Genomic DNA, 17,179 nt, shown 5'->3' on the forward strand with positions numbered 1-17,179 from the left:
ATGGGGACGTCCTCCAGGGCGCCGTAGGAGCCGTAGCCCGCGTTGTTGACCAGGACATCGAGGCGTCCGGCCTCGCTGATGATCTGGTCCACTCCGGCGACGAGGCTGACGTCGTCCGTCACGTCCATGCCGATCGGTCGGATGCCCGAGGTCTTGAGGTGCTCCATCCGCTCGACGCGGCGCGCAGCGGCGTACACGGTGTAACCGGCCGCGGCGAGCTCGAGTGCGGTCGCTTCGCCGATGCCGGAGGAGGCTCCGGTGACCAGTGCGATCTGGGTGTGGGTCATGAGTGCTGCCTTTGCCGATCGGTTCGAATGCTCGGTGATCCCACGCTAGGGGGCGGACGGCCCCGTGGCACTGGCTCAAGGCGCCGACCTACTTGCGATTCCCGCCAGGGCTCTCTCCGTAGGATGGCGTCGTGGCTGGCGATCGCTTCGACCTCGAGCCGAGCATGAAAGCGCTCCTGCGCGACCTGGACGTCCCGGTGTCGCGGGTGCTGCGGCGTGCTCAGCTGCCGGCGGACCTGTTCTCCCACCGACCCATCGAGCTCAGCGTGTCGGAGTACTACCGCTTCTGGGAGGCGCTCGACACCGAAGCCATGAGCGCCGGTCATCCCGACGTGGCGGTCGTCATCGGGCAGGCGATCTCGGTGGACCTGTTCTCCCCGCCGATCTTCGCCGCCCTGTGCAGTCCAGATCTGGCGACGGCAGCCGCGCGCCTGGCGGCCCACAAGCCGCTCATCGGGCCCATCCGGGTCGACGTCACCTCTGACGACCTGGGCCGTCTCGTCATCGACTACCGGTGGCCGGACGGTCCTCAGCCCCCACCCCTCCTGGCAACCGCCGAGCTCCTGTTCTGGGTCGTGCTGGCACGTATCGGAACGCGCGAGCAGGTCAAGCCGTCGCGCGTGACGGCACCGGACTGGATACGCCGCACCCCGGCACTTCTCGAGCTCCTCGGCGTCCCGGTGGGTCAAGGACAACGCCTCACCCTGGTCTTCAGCGCGCTGGACGCCCACCGCCCCTTCCTCACGGAGAACGACCAGATGTGGCGCGTGTTCGCCCCCGAGCTTCGCCGGCGCCTCTACGACCTCGAGGTGGACGCCACCGTCGCCGACCGGGTTCGCGCGGCTCTCCTGGAGACACTCCCTGCCGGCGACGCCTCGATCGACGCGGTGACCCGCAGCATGGCGGTCAGCGCGCGGACGCTCCAACGGCAGCTGAGGTCCGAGGGCACCTCGTTCCAGTCCGTCCTCGCCGACACCCGCGCTTCCCTGGCCCGCCACTACCTCGGCACCGGCGACCTGAGAACCTCGCAGATCGCCTACCTGCTCGGGTACGCGGACACCAACTCCTTCTACCGCGCCTTCAAGACCTGGACGGGATCCACCCCGGACGCGGTGCGGTCAGAGCTCGCGGCGTCGAGGTCGACGTAGCCGGCGACATCGCGCCCCTGGAGCCAGCGCGTGCAGTGAATGCACAGCGGATCACGTCCCCATAAGGGCGGGCCCGGAAATCCGTTGGATTTCCGGGACCGATTGGTAGCGGGGGCAGGATTTGAACCTGCGACCTCTGGAAGAAATCGGGGCACTTCCCGACGCTTCTCATCGATGCCTGTTCCAACGCATTTCTGCTGGAATGGCTGAAGAATCAGCGCTCTGACTCTGCCCACTGTAGCGCGCGAATCCGCATGTCTACGCATCTCAATCCGTGCAGTAAACGTGCAGTGGCTCGAACGCGCTGATCGTCGCAGGTCGCTTCGTTCCCACGGACGGCGGGCGGGGCGCCAACGTGACTCGCTGTGAGTTCAGAGTTGGTAGCCACCGTCGACGTCGATGCGCTGGCCCGTGACGTAGTGCGCCTCCGCGGCCAGGAAGCAGACCATCGCGGCCACCTCGCTGGCTTGACCAAGGCGCTTCAACGGGATGGCTCGCTCGACCTGTGCCCGCATGCTCGGTGGCACATCTCCCGTGGCCGCGAGCATGACTCCCATGCCGTCTTCCAACACACCGGGCCCGACGGCGTTGGCCCGCACTCCGTGTCGTCCCTCCTCCACGGCGACTGCATGGACGAGCGCCTCGATCCCTCCCTTGGGCACCGACGACAGTGCATCGCGCGCAGGGAAACGGCGCAGCGCCATGGTGGTCACTGCGGTCAGCGAGCCGCGGCTCGCGCGAAGGTGTGGCAGCGTCGCCCGGACCAGCTCGAAGAAGGCTGTGAGCTCCGCATCCACGTGACGGCGGAACTGCTCAGAGGTGAAGGTGCTGACGAACCGCTGATCGACGTACGGACCCGCAGCGTGGATGACCACGTCGATCTTGCCGAACCGCTCGACGACCGACTCGACGAACTCGTCGGTCTGGGCCGGACACGTCAGATCGGGGGCAGCGCTCATCACCGCTACACCCGATGCGGACACCACGTCTGACACCTCGGCAGCACGCTCGGCGTTGCTATGGAAGGTGAACGCCACGTCGTGCCCGCGTGCGGCGAGCTGCTCGCACACAGAACGACCGACACCTCCCGTGCCGCCCGTGACGAGCGCGACGGGTCGGGGCATCTCGGTCATCGTCATCAGCTCCAGTCGTAGAAGCCGTGACCCGACTTCCGGCCGACGCGCCCGGCTGCGACGTGGTCCCTCAGGATCTGAGGCGGCTCGAACCGTGACCCGAGCTCGCGATGCAGGTGCTCGGCGATGGCGAGTCGGACGTCGAGACCGACGACGTCGGTCGTGCGAAGAGGGCCCATCGGGTGCTTGTAGCCCAGCGTCATGGCCAGGTCGATGTCCTCCGCGCTGGCGACGCCCTGCTCGACCATACGCATGGCCTCGAGTGCGATGGCGACGCCCAAGCGCGACGACGCGAACCCAGGCACGTCCCGGACGGTCACCGCTGTCTTGCCCAACGCCTCGACCCACCCCTGGGCCTCGGTCACGAGATCGTCCCGTGTCTTGGCGCCGATAACGATCTCCACCAGCTCGCTGGCCGGAACGGGATTGAAGAAGTGCAGGCCGAGAAACGACTCCGGCCGCTCCAGCACATCCGCCATCGCGTCAATCGACAACGAGCTGGTGTTGGTCGCGAGCACGGCGCTCGGAGCCACGGACGCCACTCGGTTCAGGACCTCGCGCTTCAGCTCGGGGTCCTCCGGGACGGCCTCCACGACGAGACTGCAACCGGCGAGATCGGCGTGCTCGACGGACACCTCGAGGCACGACAGCGCGTCGGCGACGGTACCGTCCAGCACACCACGCGCCGCCGCCTTCTCCACGGACCCCACCACTCGCTGACGCGCCGCCTCGGCCGCGTCGGCGGTGGACTCGATCACCACCACCGGCGCCCCGGAGACCACGAAGGCGTGCGCGATGCCCGCCCCCATGCGTCCGCCGCCGACGACGCCGACCCGCTCGGGAAGGGATGAGGTGTGGTGTTCGGTCATCATCGGCTCTCCTGTGAGGTGGGTCGAAGGTCGCTGGTCACCGCGCGCAGGGAGACCGCATCGCGCAGGTGTCTTTCCGGGGCGTACTCGGTCAGGTAGCCGTAGCCGCCATGCACCTGCAGGGCCGCGGCCGCCGTCTCCACGGCGTGACCCGTCGCTGCTCCCGCGACCGCGGCAGCCGCCGCAGGCGTGTCGGCGCCCAGCAACGCGGCGAGGTCGACGCGCACGCGATCTCGCTGAGCCTCGACCGAAGCCCTCACGGAGGCAAGGTCCAGCAGCGGGCCGCCGAACTGGTGGCGCTCCCCCGCGTAGGTCGCCGCCCCGTCGGCGGCCGCGCCCCCGATTCCGGCGGCGATCGCCGCAGCCCCCTCGAGGAGCACGTGCCGAACCTGGTCGGCGCCCACCCCGAGCGGCGTCGGCGTCCCGTCGACGCCGACCGAGGAGGTCGACGCCCCGTCGAGCCCGGTGGTGCCGATCCGCTCGGTCTCGAGCGAGTCGGGCGTGAGCAACCACACCCGGTCCTCGTGCAGGACCACCAGGTGCGGGCGCTCGTCCGCGGCGTCGATGCGATCTACGGTGCCGCACACCCGGACATCACCGACGTCTAGGTGCACGTGCCGCGCCGATGTGTCGACCACCGCCACGCCAGCCGCGCCACCGTGGAGATCCTCCAGGAGCGAGTCGGCACCGCCGGCCGGCCCCAGCACCGAGGCCACGGCATGTGCCTGGGTCGAGGCCCAGGCCAACGCTGGCCAGTACCGTCCGAGCCGCTCGAGAGCCGCGATCCGCGTCGCGCGATCTGCTCCGCCGCCGCCGAACGCCTCGGGAACGCCCAGCGTCCACACGCCCAGCTCGGCGATCACTGCACGCAGCTCGTGCACCAGCGCGACGTCGTCGCTCAGGACGGTGCCGCGGTCCTGGGCGACGGCGTCGATCAGCGCCACGACCGCCGCGGCGTCCTCGGCGAGCGCGGGGCCGTGCCACGACGGCGGCGCGGCGACCAGAGGTGCGGTCACGACCAGAAGCTCTCCGGTCGGGGCGCTCGGCGCTCGCCGAACGCCTCGGAGACCTCGTGCGCCTCCTTGGTCTGCAGGTAGAGCGTGAGCTGCTGGTCGTGCGCCATGCGAGCCTGACCCGACACGCCGTTGTGCTTCGCGGAGAACGCTCCCTTCAGACCTGCGATGGCCATCGGGCTGCGCGAGGCGATCTCGGTCGCGACCTCGACCGCCCGCTCACGGGCCGTCCCGGTCGGGACGACCTCGTTGACGAGACCCATCGCGAGCGCCTGGTCGGCCGAGTACTTGTTGTTGAGGTACCACATCTCCTTGGCGCGCTTGCGTCCGATGGTGTCCTCGAGGTACCAGCTGCCGTAGCCGGCATCGAAGCTGCCGACCATCGGACCGACCTGGCGGAACACGGCGTTCTCCGCGGCGATCGTGAGGTCACAGACGGTGTGCAGCACGTTGCCGCCACCCACGGCGAACCCATTGACGGCCGCGATGACCGGCTTCGAGATCGTGTCGATCGCCTGGTAGACGTCGATGATGGGGAGCACCTGCGACTGATCGAGGGAGGTCACCGGATCGTGCTCGCCGCCGATGCAGAAAAACTTGTCGCCCACACCGGTGAGCACGGCGGCTCGCAGCTCGGGGTCGAGGCGGAAGCGCTGCAGCGCGTCGAACAGCTCGAGGCAGGTGGTGACCGAGAACTTGTTCCCGGCGTCCGGACGGTTGATCGAGAGGACGAGGACCGGGCCCTCGCGCTCGACGAGGATCTCGGTGTAGTCGGGCGTGCTCATGTCAGTTCTCCTCCTGGGTGCGGAATCCGTGGTGCGCCTGGGCGCCGAGCTCTCCAGCGGCGACCATGCGCGCCAGCAGCGGCGGCGGCGCGTACCGGCCGTCCGCGGTCGATCGGTGGGCGGCCGCGGTGGCGCCGAGGTGCTCGTCGAGGCCGATCGTGTCGAGCAGCTCCAGCGGCCCGACGCGGTATCCGAGGCCGAGCCGCAGCGCGAGGTCGAGGTCCTCGGCGCTGGCCAGGTCCTCGTCGTAGGCCTGGACTACGTCGTTCAGATAGGGCATCAGCAGCGAGTGCAGCAGCCCGCCCGGCCGATCGTCGATGACGACGACGTCCTTGTCGGGGACGAGCTCGACCAGCGTGGTCACCCGCTCCAGGACGGAGGCCGTGCTCTGGCGCCCACGGATCACCTCGACCGTGCGGGCACCGGCGACTGCATGGTGCCAGACGAGGCCGATCACCCGGCCCGGAGAGGGCAGGTCGGCGGCCAGCTCGGTCACCGAGCCACCCGTGGTCGTGGTCGCGACGACCACGTCGGGTCCGACGGCGGCCGTGACGGCCGCGAGGGCCTCGGCCTTCGCACCGTCGCGCTGGGAGACGGCCTCGATCACGAGGTCGACACCCGTCAGCCGACCGGAGTCGACCACTTCGACGACCGCGACGTCCACGCCGGGAACCGTCAATTGCTCTCCGATGACGCGGGCAAGGGCGGTGCCGCCCACCACCACGACGCTGCGGAACATGTGCTCACTCATGACGTCCTCTCACGACCCGAACAGTCGGTTGTCGTCGTACTCGTAGAAGCCACGGCCGGTCTTGCGGCCGAGATCGCCGGCGGCGACCATGCGCTCGACCATCGGCGGCGGGAAGAAGCGGGGGTCACGCAGCTGCTCGTAGAGCCTGGTCGCGACCTGCTGGTGGATGTCCATGCCGACGATGTCGAGGAGCTGGAACGGTCCCATCGGGTGTCCCAACGACCCCTTGACAGCTGCGTCGATCTGGTCGCGCGTGGCGATGCCGTTCTCCAGCGCCGTGATGCAGCTGTTCTCCCACGGGATCAGGAAGCGGTTCACGATGAACCCGGGGCGGTCCTTCGTCACGACCGACTTCTTGCCGAGCCCGGCGAGGAACTCGATCGTCGCCTCGCGGGCGCCGATCGCCGTGTGCCGACCGTCGGCGACCTCCACCAGGCTCATCAGCGGCGCCGGATTGCAGTAGTGCGTGCCGACCACGCGCTCGGGGCGTCGCGAGCCGGACGCGATACCGGTGACCGAGAGCGTCGACGTATTCGTGTGGAACAGCGTCTCGTCCGAGACGATCTCGTCCAGGCGTCCGAACAGCTCCTGCTTGAGCCCGAGGTCCTCCCACACCGCCTCCACGACGACATCGCACGAAGCGAGGTCGGCAAGGTCGGTCGTGCCCACAAGTCCGTCGGTGGCGGCAGCGGCTGCCTCGGCGTCGAGCTTGCCCAGCTTGACGCTGCGCTCGAAGAAGCCGCGTACCGTGCCGAGGCCGCGCTCGAGGTTGTCCGCGTCGACGTCGAAGACGATCGTGCGGTGTCCGGCCCGACTCATCACGGTCGCGATGCCCGAGCCCATGGTCCCGGCGCCCAGCACCGCGACGGTCTTGCGTGTGTGATCCACAGCTTCTCCTCGTGTCCGGCTGCGCTCGCCCGCCGGCGGCGCGTCGATGGTCATGACGATCGCCCGAAGGCGCGCCCGGTCTCGCGCCCGATCAGCAGGCGCTGCACCTCGTTGGTGCCGTCATAGATCTGGGTGACTTTGGCGTCGCGCAGAGCACGCTCGACGCCCAGCGCCGCCAGGTCCCCGTGCGGGCCGAGCAGAGCCGTCGTCTCCACGGCCACCTGCCAGCCCAGGTCGGTACAGGCCTGCTTCATCATCCCGATCTGACCGGGTGTCGTCCCGCCCTCGCTGTCGACCTGGCGAGCGATGGCGTGCAGCAGCAGGCGGCCCTGGAGGATGCGGCTGCGCATGCCGGCGAGCTCGGCACCGACGGTGTCGGGGAGCTTGGGGCCGTGCTGGTGGACCAGGAAGTCCACCGCGCGTCCGTAGGCCGACCGCGCCAGGCCGACGCCCTGAGCCGCGGCGCTGATGCGCGACTTGACCACGGCACCCATGACGATGCCCCAGCCCCGGCCGGTCCGGCCCAGGACGTGGTCACGGGGAATGCGCACGTCCTCGAAGAACAGCTCGGCCGTGCTCGATCCGTGCATGCCCAGCTTGTCGAACGGCCGGCCACGGGTGATCCCGCCCCAGCTCCCGTCGAGCACGAACGCCGTCACGCCGTCACGGCCCAGCGACCGGTCGACCGTGGCGAAGCAGATGATCACGTCGGCTCGATCACCGGTGGTGATGAACGTCTTCTGTCCGCTGAGCGACCATCCCTCGGACGTCCCTCGCGCGGTGGTCGACAGGCCCGAGACGTCGGAGCCGGCATCGGGCTCGGTGATCCCGAGTGAGCCGTATCGCGATCCGTCGAGGAGGCCCGGCACGTAGCTGCGCTGGAGGTCTTCCGAGCCGGCGAGCAAGATCGGGTACGCCGCGTGCATCTGCGTCATGAACACTAAGCTCGTCGACGCGCAGGCCGCGGTGACCTCCTCCATGACGGCCGCGTAGGCGACCGTGCTGTCGCCACTGCCGCCGAGGTGCTCGGGGAACAGCAGACCGCCAAGCCCAGCAGCGGACAGCGCACGAAGCCCGTCGCTCGGGAACACATGACCCTCATCGACCTCGGCGGCTCGGGGCACGAGATGCCGCGCCGCGATGTCGCGGGCGACGCCGCGCAACTCGAGCTCGCGAGGGCTCAGGGCCAGGTCGGCGGCAGGCTCGTCGATGGCGGCGGACACCCGCAGGAAGCCCTCGCTATCGAGCTGTCCGATCACGGGCGCGCTCATCGCGCCGTGCCCTCGACGCGCCGGTCCTCGAACTCCGGAGCGCGGCGTTCGAGGAAGGCCGCGATGCCCTCGCTGGACTCGTCGCCGGCGATCGCCGCCGCGGCGAGCCGGTGTTCGGCGGCGAGCCCGGCCTCGAACCCGACGTCTCGACCTTCGCCGAGGGCGGCCAACACGGAGCGCACCGCTTCGGGCCCCTGCCTGGCGATGGTGCCGGCGAGTTCCAGGGCAGACTCCAGCAGGTCGCCCGGCTCGACCGGCGCCACGGGAGTGAGGCCCAGGGCGTGGGCTCGCTCGGCGTTGAGCCGCGCGCCGGTCAGCATCAGGTGAGCGGCGACGTGCGGTCCGACGACCCGCGGCAGTCGCTGGGTGCCGCCGTACCCCGGGATGAGACCCAGCAGCGTCTCGGGCAGCCCGAACGACGCACGCGTCGAGACGATCGGGACGGTGCTGGCCAGGACGAGCTCGAATCCACCTCCGAGCGCCAGCCCGTTGACGGCCGTGACGACCGGAACGTCAGTCAGCTCGATGCGGCGGAACAGGCTCTGTCCTCGACCGATCTGCGCATCGGCGGCCTGCAGGTTCATCGTCTGCAGCTCACGCAGGTCGGCGCCGGCGCAGAATGCCTTGTCGCCGGAGCCGGTGATCACCAGGACTCGGGTGCTGGCGGATGCCTCCGCCTCCTGGAGCGTGCTCTCGATGCCCGAGAGGACGGCGTCGTCGAGAGCGTTGAACGCCTCCGGACGGTCGATCGTCAGCAGCGTGATCGGTCCGCGGTGCTCGACGTGGACGGCATCGGTCATGCGAGGGCCTCCGTTGGAGTTGCGCCGTCCTGGACCACGCCGCTGGCGCAGAGTGCGTCGATGTCGGCACCGGTCCGCTTCAGCTCGGTCAGGATCTCACGGGTGTCCTCGCCCAGCCGTGGGAACCGTTCGTTGCGGGGCTCGGTCACCGAGGCCAGACGGAACGGTGCCTGCACGCTGACGAGGCGGTCTTCGGAGTCGGGCACCGGCAGCAAGGATCCCCGGGCCACCACCTGGGCGTCGGTCGCGACCTCGGACAGCGACTGAACCGGCGCGGCCGGCACGTCGGCCGCAGCGAGCGCCTCGAGCCATTCGGCAGCCGTCCTGGTCGCGAGTCGCTCCGACACCACCGCGGTGATGCGCGGCCGCTGGGCCCGGCGACCGGCGTTGTCGGCGAGCGCCGTGTCCGCAGCGAGGTCGGGCAGGTCGAGGACCGCGCAGAAGCGGGTCCACATCTGGTCGTTGCCCACGGCCACGACGATGGACCGGTCGGCGGTCTCGAACGGCTGGTAGACCGCGAGCACGGAGTCGGTGCCGCCGCTAGGTGCGGGCTCCGGCTCGCCGGCATGGAACGCTGCCATGCGCGGGGCCATGAGCGCCAGGTCCGTGTCGAGCAAGGAGACGTCGATCATGTCGCCGCGGCCCGAGGTGCGCTGTCGCACCAGAGCGGCGTTGATCGCGAGAGCAGCCGTCATGCCGGTCACGATGTCCGACAGCGCCGTCGAGACGCGCTGCGGTGGGCCGCCCGCCGCGCCGGTGACCGACATCAGACCCGATCGCGCCTGGGCCACCAGGTCGTAGCCCGGCAGGGAGCTGTCGGGGCCATCGAGACCGAACCCGGACATCGCGCAGTAGACCAGGCTCGGGTTGCGGGCCAGCAGCGTCGGACCGTCGATGCCCATCCGCTCGAGCTTCGCGGGGTTCATGTTCTGCAGGAACACGTCGGCGTCGGCGAGCAGATCCTTCAGGATCTCCTGCCCCTGGGTGACCCGGAGGTTCACGGCCAGGGAGCGCTTGTTGCGATTGGCCGAGGCGAACCAGGCCGAGGCGCCGTCGACGAACGGAGGCCCCCAGGCGCGGGCGTCGTCCCCATGCGTGGGGCGCTCGATCTTGATGACGGAGGCGCCGAGATCAGCCAGGTACATCGAGGCCGTCGGGCCTGCGTAGCTGGTGGTCATGTCGACGACCTTGACACCCGTCAACGGTCCAGAGACAGCGCGATCTTCCACTCCTCCATAATGTTGGACATTAACCATCTTGTCAATAGTGGATCAATCTGTGCGTTTCGCGCGGGCGTCCGCCACCAGGTGCCGCTGCAGGTACGTCAAATGCTCCACGATCGCCGCCTCACCTTCGTCGGGATCCTGCGCCTCGATTGCGCGGAGGATCCGCACGTGCTGCTTGACGGTCTCGCGTCCGACCTCGGGCGACAGGTCCAGATAGTTGACCGGCTCCGTGGCGTGGTGGAGCGCTGCGACGAAGGAGGCGAGCACGCGGTTGCCCGAGGCTCCGGCAATGCCAACGTGGAACCGCCGGTCGAGATCGGGCACCTCGGGGTCGTCCACGGAGGCCGCTCGCTGCTGGTTCACAACCGAGCGCAGTTCGACCAGGTCCTCCTCCGTGCGACTGGTCGCCGCTAGCCGCACGGAGGGGACCTCGAGGTGACGGCGGACATCGGCCACCTCAGAGAAGTCGATGCTGCCCAGGGCCAGCAGGTTGTCGACTGACTCGATCACGACGGTGCCGAGCGACTCGTGATCGATCGACTGCACGAAGTTGCCGCCACGTGCTCCGGGGACCTTGTAGATGAGGTGTTGGGAGGTCAGGACCCGTAGCGCCTCGCGGAGGGTGGTGCGACTGACATTGAACTGCCGCGCCAACTCGGACTCGGGCGGGAGAGGATCGCCGCTCTTGAGCTCACCGCTGAGAATCGCGGACTTGATCCGCTGTTCGACCTGCTCCCGGGGGCGCATCACGGCCTGCCCGATGGATTTGGGGGGCACCGCTCGCGTGGTCGTCATGCCGGACCTTTCCTCGAATGTTCGACATCTAATGTCGGACAACATACCGGAATGTCGACTCGCTGAGAATGACTTGAGCGCCTGATCCTCACATCGAGCGCGCCACGAGCTCCTTCATGACCTCGTTCGCGCCCCCGTAGATGCGCTGCACCCTCGCTCCGGCGAAGAGCCGGGCGATGGGGTACTCCATGATGTAGCCGTAGCCGCCGAACACCTGCAGGCAGCGATCCGTCACGCTGAACAGCACGTCGGTACTGAGCATCTTGATCTGCGAGGCTCCCGCGGCGTCGAGCCGACCCCGCCCATGCTCGGCGATGCAGTGGTCCAGGAACACGCGAGTCGCCCGGACCTCGGTGGCGCACTGGGCCAGCACGAAGCGCGTGTTCTGCAGATCCCACAGGGTGCCACCGAAGGCCTCACGACTCTTCGCGTGCTCGACCGCCAGCTCCACGGCCAGCTCCGCCTGGGCGACGGCGCCGATGGCGATGGCGAGTCGCTCCTGGGGCAGCTGTGCCATCAGCTGCGCGAATCCCGTCCCCTCCTCGCCCAGGAGGTTCCCCACGGGGACCCGGACACCGTCGAACGACAGCTCGCGGGTGTCCTGCCCACGCTGACCGATCTTGTCCAGCGCCCGCCCCCGCGTCAGTCCGGGCACGTTCTCGCCCTCGACGACGATGATCGACAGACCGCGGGCACCCGGACCGCTGGTGCGCGCCACCAACAGGATCAGCCCGGCCATGGATCCATTGGTGATGAAGGTCTTCGCGCCGTCGATGACGTACTCGTCGCCCTCCCGCCGCGCCGCGGTGCGGATGGTCTTGAGGTCGGATCCGGTGGAGGGCTCCGTCATGGCGATGGCGCCGACGAGCTCCCCGCTGGCCAACCGGGGCAGCCAGCGCATCTTCTGCTCGGTCGTGCCGGAAGCCGCGACGTAGTGAGCCACGATCGTGCTGTGGATCGCGTACGGCAGCGTGTCGTCCCCGACGCGACCCTGTTCCCACAGCACCGCTGCCTCGTGCAGGAACGTTCCGCCACCGCCACCGAACTCCTCACTGACGCTCGGGCACAGCAGCCCTTGGCGACCGGCCTCGAGCCAGGTCTCGCGATCCACGCGGTGCTGGGTGGCGAACCGCTCCTGGTGCGGCATGACCTCGGCCTGGAAGAACTGTCGCGCCATCGCGGCGACGTCCCGCACCTCGTCGTCATGCCACGCCGGCGTGTAGGCGCTCATCCGATCTCCATCCCGCCATCGATCGCGTAGGACGCACCCGTCACGTACGAGGCGGCCTCGGAGGCGAGGAACACCGCGAGCGGACCGATCTCCTCCGGCTCGGCGACACGGCGCTGCGGAATCGCCGAGAGGATGTGCCGGGCAGTGTCCGGGTCATCGAGGCCCTGGCGGGTGATCTCCGTCGCGAAGTAGCCGGGCGCGAGCGCGTTCACGGTGACACCGTGGCGTGCCCACTCACGCGCGAGCGACCGGGTGAAGTGTGCCAGCGCCGCCTTCGAGGTGACGTAGGCCGAGTGCCGCGGGATCGCCTTGGTGGCCCAGGACGACGTCACGTTGATGACCGTGCCGGCCCCCTGCCGAACGAGCTCACGACCCACGTGCCGCGTGAGGTTCACGACCGACACCAGGTTGACGTCGAGGATGGTGAACCAGTCCTCTGCCGAGGACTCGAGCAACGGTGTCTCGTAGTGGACGCCGGCGTTGTTGACCAGCACGTCGATCGAGCCGAATGCCTCCAGCGTCCGCGCGACAATCGCCGCACCGGCCTCGGGGTCCTGGACGTCGGCGACGATGCTGAGGACGCGCTCGCCGGTCGGGTCGGCCAGCTCGGCCACTTCGGCGAGCGCCTGCTCACTCCGGGCGACGAGGGCGACGCGCGCTCCGGCCTGCGCGTAGGCAATCGCGATGGCGCGACCGATGCCGCGGCTGGCGCCGGTGATGATCGCGACACGGCCCTCGAGGGAGGTGGCGGTGGACAGTTCGGTCATGCGGGATCCTCCGGATCAGGGTCGGGTGTCGGCTCGGCTACCACGCCGGCGCCGTTGAGGGTGAAGGCGAGCAGGTGGTACTGCCCGACGAGCATCAGGCACGTCACAGCCAGCGACGGCCCCAGCCGCTCGACCACCGTGGTCCAGGTGGAGTCCGAGACGGTTGCATGGTCGTGCAGCTCGTCCACGAACGTCACGAGGCTGCGCGTCCAGCGATCCAGGCCGAGGGGCTCGTCGTGCGTCAGGGCGTCCAGCTCTGCTGGCGAGATCCCCACCTCGGGAGCCTTCGGCGCGTGCTTGAGCCACTCGTAGGCCGATCCGCACCGGTGCCCGGTGCGCAGGATCAGCACCTCGCGATCGCGTGGCTCGAGCCCCGGCGTCTCGAGGAAGTAGTCGCACAGCGGCAACCAGGCATTCAGGGCGCCGGGAGCGTTCGCCATCAGCCGGTAGACCGCCAGCTCGGAGCGGCGGTCCGGGAACTCCACGGGCAACGGAGCCACCACTGCAGCGGCAGTATCGGCCGGGCTGACCAGCGGAACGCGGAGAAGTTCGTCGTCCATCATGCGGTGCCCCCTCGGCCGTAGCCGTCTGTCAGTGGTCGACCAAGCCGCGTCTGGACGACGGCCGGGTAGTACGCGTCTCCCAGACCTTCGGCGCTCGCGGCCTCCAGGAGCTCACGAGCCGCCCGCAGGGCGCCCGTGATGTCATCACCGGCGAGCGCCTCCGCGAGGCGCGCATCCTTCAGGGCGTAGTCGACCGCGAACTTGCCCGAGGGAAAGGATCCAGTCTCGAGCGCACGTCCCGGCTCTCCCGACAGGGCGAAGCTACCTGCCGAGCCGGACCGCAGGACACGGACGACCGTCGTCGGATCGAGCCCATGGCGGTCTGCGATCGTCATCGCGTCCACGACGGCATTCACGTTCATCATCAGAACCATGTTGTTGAGGATCTTGACGGTCTGGCCAGCGCCGACGTCACCACAGTGCACGATGTCGCTCGCGACGACCCGCAGGATCGGCCGAAGCCGCTCGAGCACCTCGGTCGAGCCGCCCACCATCATCAGCAGTTCCCCCGCCGCCGCGGCCACCCGGCCGCGAGCGACCGGGGCGTCGAGGAAGTCCACGCCGTGTCTCGCCAGCAGCAGGGCCACCTCCCGCGATCGCTGGGGATCACTGGTGCTGATGTCGACCACGACGGCGGGCAGGACCTCGCCCTCGATGATGTCGGAGATCACCTGCTCCACCTGCTGGATGCCGGGCAGGCAGGTGATCACCACTCCATCGGCGACGACGCCTTCGCGCACCGATGCCATCCGACGAATCGTCCCGGCACCGGGAACCCGCCCGGCGACATCAGCGTCGAAGCCGGCGAGCCGGACGTCGCGAGCACGTCCCAAGTTCGCCGCGATCGGCCCGCCCATGGCACCGAGGCCAACCATAAGGACGTCATGGACCCTGTCCTCATGCGCCGAGTCATTGTGGTCGGACATCAGCACCGCGTCTCACACCACATCACGCCTGGTGTCCGTAGGACAGCGGACGAGCGAGTGCGGTGAAGCCACCGTCGACGAACAGCACCTGACCCGTGACGAAGGAGGCTGCGCCCGACAGCAGGTAGTGCACTGCGTCCGCGATCTCGTCCGGACGGCCCGTCCGTCCCAGCGCGTGCAGGTCACCCACGGTGGACCCGACCCCGGAAGCTTCGGACGAATCCCGCATGGCCTGTGTCTCGATGTATCCCGGCGCAACGCAGTTGACGCGGATGCCGTCACCAGCCCATTCGACGGCCAGGCTACGCGTGAGCTGGTGGATCGCCGCCTTCGCGACACAGTAGGCGGTCATCTCGGGAAAGCCCCGAGTCCCGCAGATCGAACCGAAGGTGACGATGCTGCCGCCGCCGTGAGAGCGCAGATGCCGACCGACCATGGTCGACCAGAGCATCGTGCCCGTCACATGAGTCCCGAGGACCGAGTTCCACGACTCCGGAGTCAGATCGTAGGCGAACTCGCGTTCGACCTGCCCTGCCACGGCGGCCAATTGCGTGACGCGACCGCCGGCCCAGTCCAGCGCGACGTCGAACGCCCGCTGGCTGTCCACCGGCGAGGACACGTCGCACGGCACCACCAGCACGCCGGGGTCGCCCGGGTCGCGCTCGACCCGATCGATCACGACGACCCTGGTGCCGTTACGCCGCAGCCGCTCCACGACGGCCGAGCCGATCCCACCCGTGCCACCGGTGACGATCGCGACGTCCACCGGCTCGGCGGCGCTCATCGCATGACCGCCGGGGTCGCGGTCTTGCTGGATCGTCGATGCCGGAGCTGATCGAACACCCCCACGATCCCCTTGGGGGCAAGGAACACCACCAGCAGGAAGACCACGCCAAGCACCAGGTCGGGCTCGCCGAGGACCTCCGCCAGCAGGTGCGGAGCATTCGACTCGTCCAGCGCGGCACCCACTGCCGGAAGTCGCTGCGACAGCAGGGTGTAGACGACACCGCCGATCACGGCACCGGCGAGCCGTCCGGATCCGCCAATCACGACCATGAAGATCAGCGAGAGAGCGAACGTCATGCCAACCGTCTCCGGATCGGTGCCGCCGAGGGCGATCACGAAGAAGACGCCGCACAGTGCCGCGAGGGTCGACGCCAGCACCGAAACGCCAAGCCGCACGAGGTACACGTCGTAGCCGAGGATCTGCATGCGCAGCGCGTTGTCACGGCAGCCACGCAGGGCGAGACCGAAGGGGCTGCGGATTACCAGCCACGCGATCGCCACCACGACGATCAGCAGCGCCAAGCAGGCCCAATAGACGTTGGCGATGTTCTGCAGGCCAACGAACGCCGTCGGGAACGTGTCGACTGGTGCCCGCAGGCCACTCTCGCCGCCGGTCCCGAAGTAGTTTCGGTGGACCGCCACGGCAGCGAGCTCCGCGAAGGCCAGAGTCACCATCGCGTAGGGGATCCCGTCGATGCGCAGCGCGACCAGGTTGAGTAGGACGCTCACCACCATCGTGCCCACGATCGCGATCACGGCGGCCGGGATGAACGAGAGGTCGGTGTAGGCCAGAAGCATCGTGAACACGTAGGCGCCGAGCGCGAAGTAGAGCCCGTGCCCCAGTGACATCAGACCGGTCTGGCCCAGCAGCAGATCGAACGTCACCGCAAGGGCAGCCAGCACGAAGACCTTGCTGAGGAGGTCGAGGGAGCTGGCGGAACCGGTCTCGCCCGGCAACAGGCCCACGCCCGGCCACCACGTGTACGGCAACAGGAACAGGGCGACGACGAGTGCCACCAGGGCACCGATCTTCACCAACACGACGCGATTCACACGACCCTCCCAGTCTTGCCGAACAAGCCCTGCGGACGAAGCAGCAGGACAGCGGCGAGCAGCACGAGGGCGAGCAGGTCGCCCGCGCCTCCTGTGATGTAGTAGTTCGCGAACTGCTGGACCAGCCCGACCACGACGGCCGCGGCCAGCGTTCCCGACAGCGATCCGACGCCACCGATCACGATGACGATGAACGCATAGATCAAGTACTGGTCGCCCACGTGCGGGGTCGCCGAGCGGACGTAGACCAGCGCAAGCGCGCCGGCCAGTCCGGCGGCGAGACCGCCGATGGTGAAGACCAGCGAGAAAGAACGCGTGACATCGATGCCCAGGCCGCGAACCATGTCGGCGTTCTCGACGCCGGCGCGCACGATGAGGCCATGGCGCGTGCGTCGCAGGAACAGCAGGAGCCCGACGTGGAGGATGAGCGCGGCGGCGATGACCACCAGCGCACTGACCGGGATGTAGATCCCGCCCAGGTCCACGGCACCGGCCACGGAGGACGGCAACGGCATCTGGACGTTGTCGGGACCATACCGGATCGTCAGGATCGCGGTCAGGACCAGTCCCACGCCCATGGTGACGAGCAGTTGGGGCAGATGCCCCCTGCCGTACATCGGGCGCACGAAGAAGCGCTCGACGCCGAACGCCACCGCCGCGCCGACGAGCATCGAGGCGATGACGGCCAGCAACAGACCGCCGATGGTCGCCGTCTGGAACAGGCCCATCGTCTCGATCGCGACATAGGCGCAGATCGACAGAAGCGCGCCGTGGGCGAAGCTGAGCACGTCCATGAGGCCGAAGATCAGGCTCAGGCCGGAGGCCAGCAGGTAGTACAGGGCCGCGACGCTCAATCCCGTCGCGAGGATCAGCACGAAGGTGTTCAA

The 17,179-nt window shown here is 69.0% G+C and carries 19 protein-coding genes; 1 reads left to right on the forward strand and 18 read right to left on the reverse strand.

The window, feature by feature from the left end; genetic code table 11:
• Positions 1-287, reverse strand: a 287-nt coding sequence (locus tag ACK99Q_RS00005) for an SDR family NAD(P)-dependent oxidoreductase (RefSeq protein WP_410184211.1), incomplete at its 3' end; no start/stop codon positions are given.
• A gap of 131 nt (positions 288-418) precedes the next feature.
• Between ACK99Q_RS00005 and ACK99Q_RS00010 the strand changes: the two genes are divergently transcribed.
• Entirely contained in the window at positions 419-1,435 is a 1,017-nt protein-coding gene (locus ACK99Q_RS00010; protein WP_410184212.1) for a helix-turn-helix domain-containing protein, read from the forward strand.
• 371 nt (positions 1,436-1,806) lie between these two features.
• Here the strand turns inward: ACK99Q_RS00010 and ACK99Q_RS00015 are convergent, their stop codons facing one another.
• From ACK99Q_RS00015 to ACK99Q_RS00095, 17 genes are all read right to left on the reverse strand, one after another.
• Positions 1,807-2,574, reverse strand: coding sequence for an SDR family NAD(P)-dependent oxidoreductase (locus ACK99Q_RS00015; RefSeq protein ID WP_410184213.1), 768 nt, complete (start codon positions 2,572-2,574; stop codon positions 1,807-1,809).
• The gene (locus ACK99Q_RS00020; RefSeq protein WP_410184214.1) at positions 2,574-3,440 is read right to left on the reverse strand and encodes a 3-hydroxyacyl-CoA dehydrogenase family protein; all 867 of its coding nucleotides are present in this window, start codon (positions 3,438-3,440) and stop codon (positions 2,574-2,576) included. The genes ACK99Q_RS00015 and ACK99Q_RS00020 overlap by 1 nt, the downstream gene beginning before the upstream one ends.
• A complete protein-coding gene (locus ACK99Q_RS00025; protein WP_410184215.1) occupies positions 3,437-4,453 on the reverse strand; it encodes an acyl-CoA dehydrogenase family protein in 1,017 nt (338 codons plus the stop codon). Before ACK99Q_RS00025 ends, ACK99Q_RS00020 begins: the two co-directional genes overlap by 4 nt.
• On the reverse strand, positions 4,450-5,235 hold the full coding sequence (locus ACK99Q_RS00030; protein ID WP_410184216.1) for an enoyl-CoA hydratase-related protein: 786 nt from the start codon (positions 5,233-5,235) through the stop codon (positions 4,450-4,452). Before ACK99Q_RS00030 ends, ACK99Q_RS00025 begins: the two co-directional genes overlap by 4 nt.
• A 1-nt stretch (position 5,236) precedes the next feature.
• Complete coding sequence (locus tag ACK99Q_RS00035; protein ID WP_410184217.1) at positions 5,237-5,986, reverse strand: 3-hydroxyacyl-CoA dehydrogenase family protein; 750 nt, start codon at positions 5,984-5,986, stop codon at positions 5,237-5,239.
• A 9-nt stretch (positions 5,987-5,995) separates the two neighbouring features.
• A complete protein-coding gene (locus ACK99Q_RS00040; protein ID WP_410184218.1) occupies positions 5,996-6,874 on the reverse strand; it encodes a 3-hydroxyacyl-CoA dehydrogenase family protein in 879 nt (292 codons plus the stop codon).
• A 50-nt stretch (positions 6,875-6,924) separates the two neighbouring features.
• Positions 6,925-8,145 (reverse strand): acyl-CoA dehydrogenase family protein, encoded by a 1,221-nt coding sequence (locus ACK99Q_RS00045; protein WP_410184219.1) that lies wholly within the window; start codon positions 8,143-8,145, stop codon positions 6,925-6,927.
• Positions 8,142-8,945: an enoyl-CoA hydratase/isomerase family protein gene (locus ACK99Q_RS00050; protein WP_410184220.1), complete on the reverse strand. Its 804-nt coding sequence runs from the start codon at positions 8,943-8,945 to the stop codon at positions 8,142-8,144. The genes ACK99Q_RS00045 and ACK99Q_RS00050 overlap by 4 nt, the downstream gene beginning before the upstream one ends.
• Positions 8,942-10,201, reverse strand: coding sequence for a CaiB/BaiF CoA transferase family protein (locus ACK99Q_RS00055; RefSeq protein WP_410184221.1), 1,260 nt, complete (start codon positions 10,199-10,201; stop codon positions 8,942-8,944). Before ACK99Q_RS00055 ends, ACK99Q_RS00050 begins: the two co-directional genes overlap by 4 nt.
• A 15-nt stretch (positions 10,202-10,216) precedes the next feature.
• On the reverse strand, positions 10,217-10,966 hold the full coding sequence (locus tag ACK99Q_RS00060) for a FadR/GntR family transcriptional regulator (RefSeq protein ID WP_410184222.1): 750 nt from the start codon (positions 10,964-10,966) through the stop codon (positions 10,217-10,219).
• Positions 10,967-11,054: 88 nt separating this feature from the next.
• The gene (locus ACK99Q_RS00065; protein ID WP_410184223.1) at positions 11,055-12,197 is read right to left on the reverse strand and encodes an acyl-CoA dehydrogenase family protein; all 1,143 of its coding nucleotides are present in this window, start codon (positions 12,195-12,197) and stop codon (positions 11,055-11,057) included.
• Entirely contained in the window at positions 12,194-12,964 is a 771-nt protein-coding gene (locus tag ACK99Q_RS00070) for an SDR family NAD(P)-dependent oxidoreductase (RefSeq protein WP_410184224.1), read from the reverse strand. The genes ACK99Q_RS00065 and ACK99Q_RS00070 overlap by 4 nt, the downstream gene beginning before the upstream one ends.
• Positions 12,961-13,527, reverse strand: a complete 567-nt coding sequence (locus ACK99Q_RS00075) for a carboxymuconolactone decarboxylase family protein (RefSeq protein WP_410184225.1) — start codon at positions 13,525-13,527, stop codon at positions 12,961-12,963. The genes ACK99Q_RS00070 and ACK99Q_RS00075 overlap by 4 nt, the downstream gene beginning before the upstream one ends.
• The gene (locus ACK99Q_RS00080) at positions 13,524-14,453 is read right to left on the reverse strand and encodes an NAD(P)-dependent oxidoreductase (RefSeq protein ID WP_410184226.1); all 930 of its coding nucleotides are present in this window, start codon (positions 14,451-14,453) and stop codon (positions 13,524-13,526) included. Before ACK99Q_RS00080 ends, ACK99Q_RS00075 begins: the two co-directional genes overlap by 4 nt.
• Positions 14,454-14,475: 22 nt before the next feature.
• Positions 14,476-15,237, reverse strand: a complete 762-nt coding sequence (locus ACK99Q_RS00085) for an SDR family NAD(P)-dependent oxidoreductase (protein ID WP_410184227.1) — start codon at positions 15,235-15,237, stop codon at positions 14,476-14,478.
• Positions 15,234-16,292: a branched-chain amino acid ABC transporter permease gene (locus ACK99Q_RS00090; protein WP_410184228.1), complete on the reverse strand. Its 1,059-nt coding sequence runs from the start codon at positions 16,290-16,292 to the stop codon at positions 15,234-15,236. The genes ACK99Q_RS00085 and ACK99Q_RS00090 overlap by 4 nt, the downstream gene beginning before the upstream one ends.
• The gene (locus tag ACK99Q_RS00095) at positions 16,289-17,179 is read right to left on the reverse strand and encodes a branched-chain amino acid ABC transporter permease (RefSeq protein ID WP_410184229.1); all 891 of its coding nucleotides are present in this window, start codon (positions 17,177-17,179) and stop codon (positions 16,289-16,291) included. Before ACK99Q_RS00095 ends, ACK99Q_RS00090 begins: the two co-directional genes overlap by 4 nt.

This window comes from Aeromicrobium sp. MLTX1, assembly GCF_046452335.1.
Lineage (GTDB): Bacteria > Actinomycetota > Actinomycetes > Propionibacteriales > Nocardioidaceae > Aeromicrobium.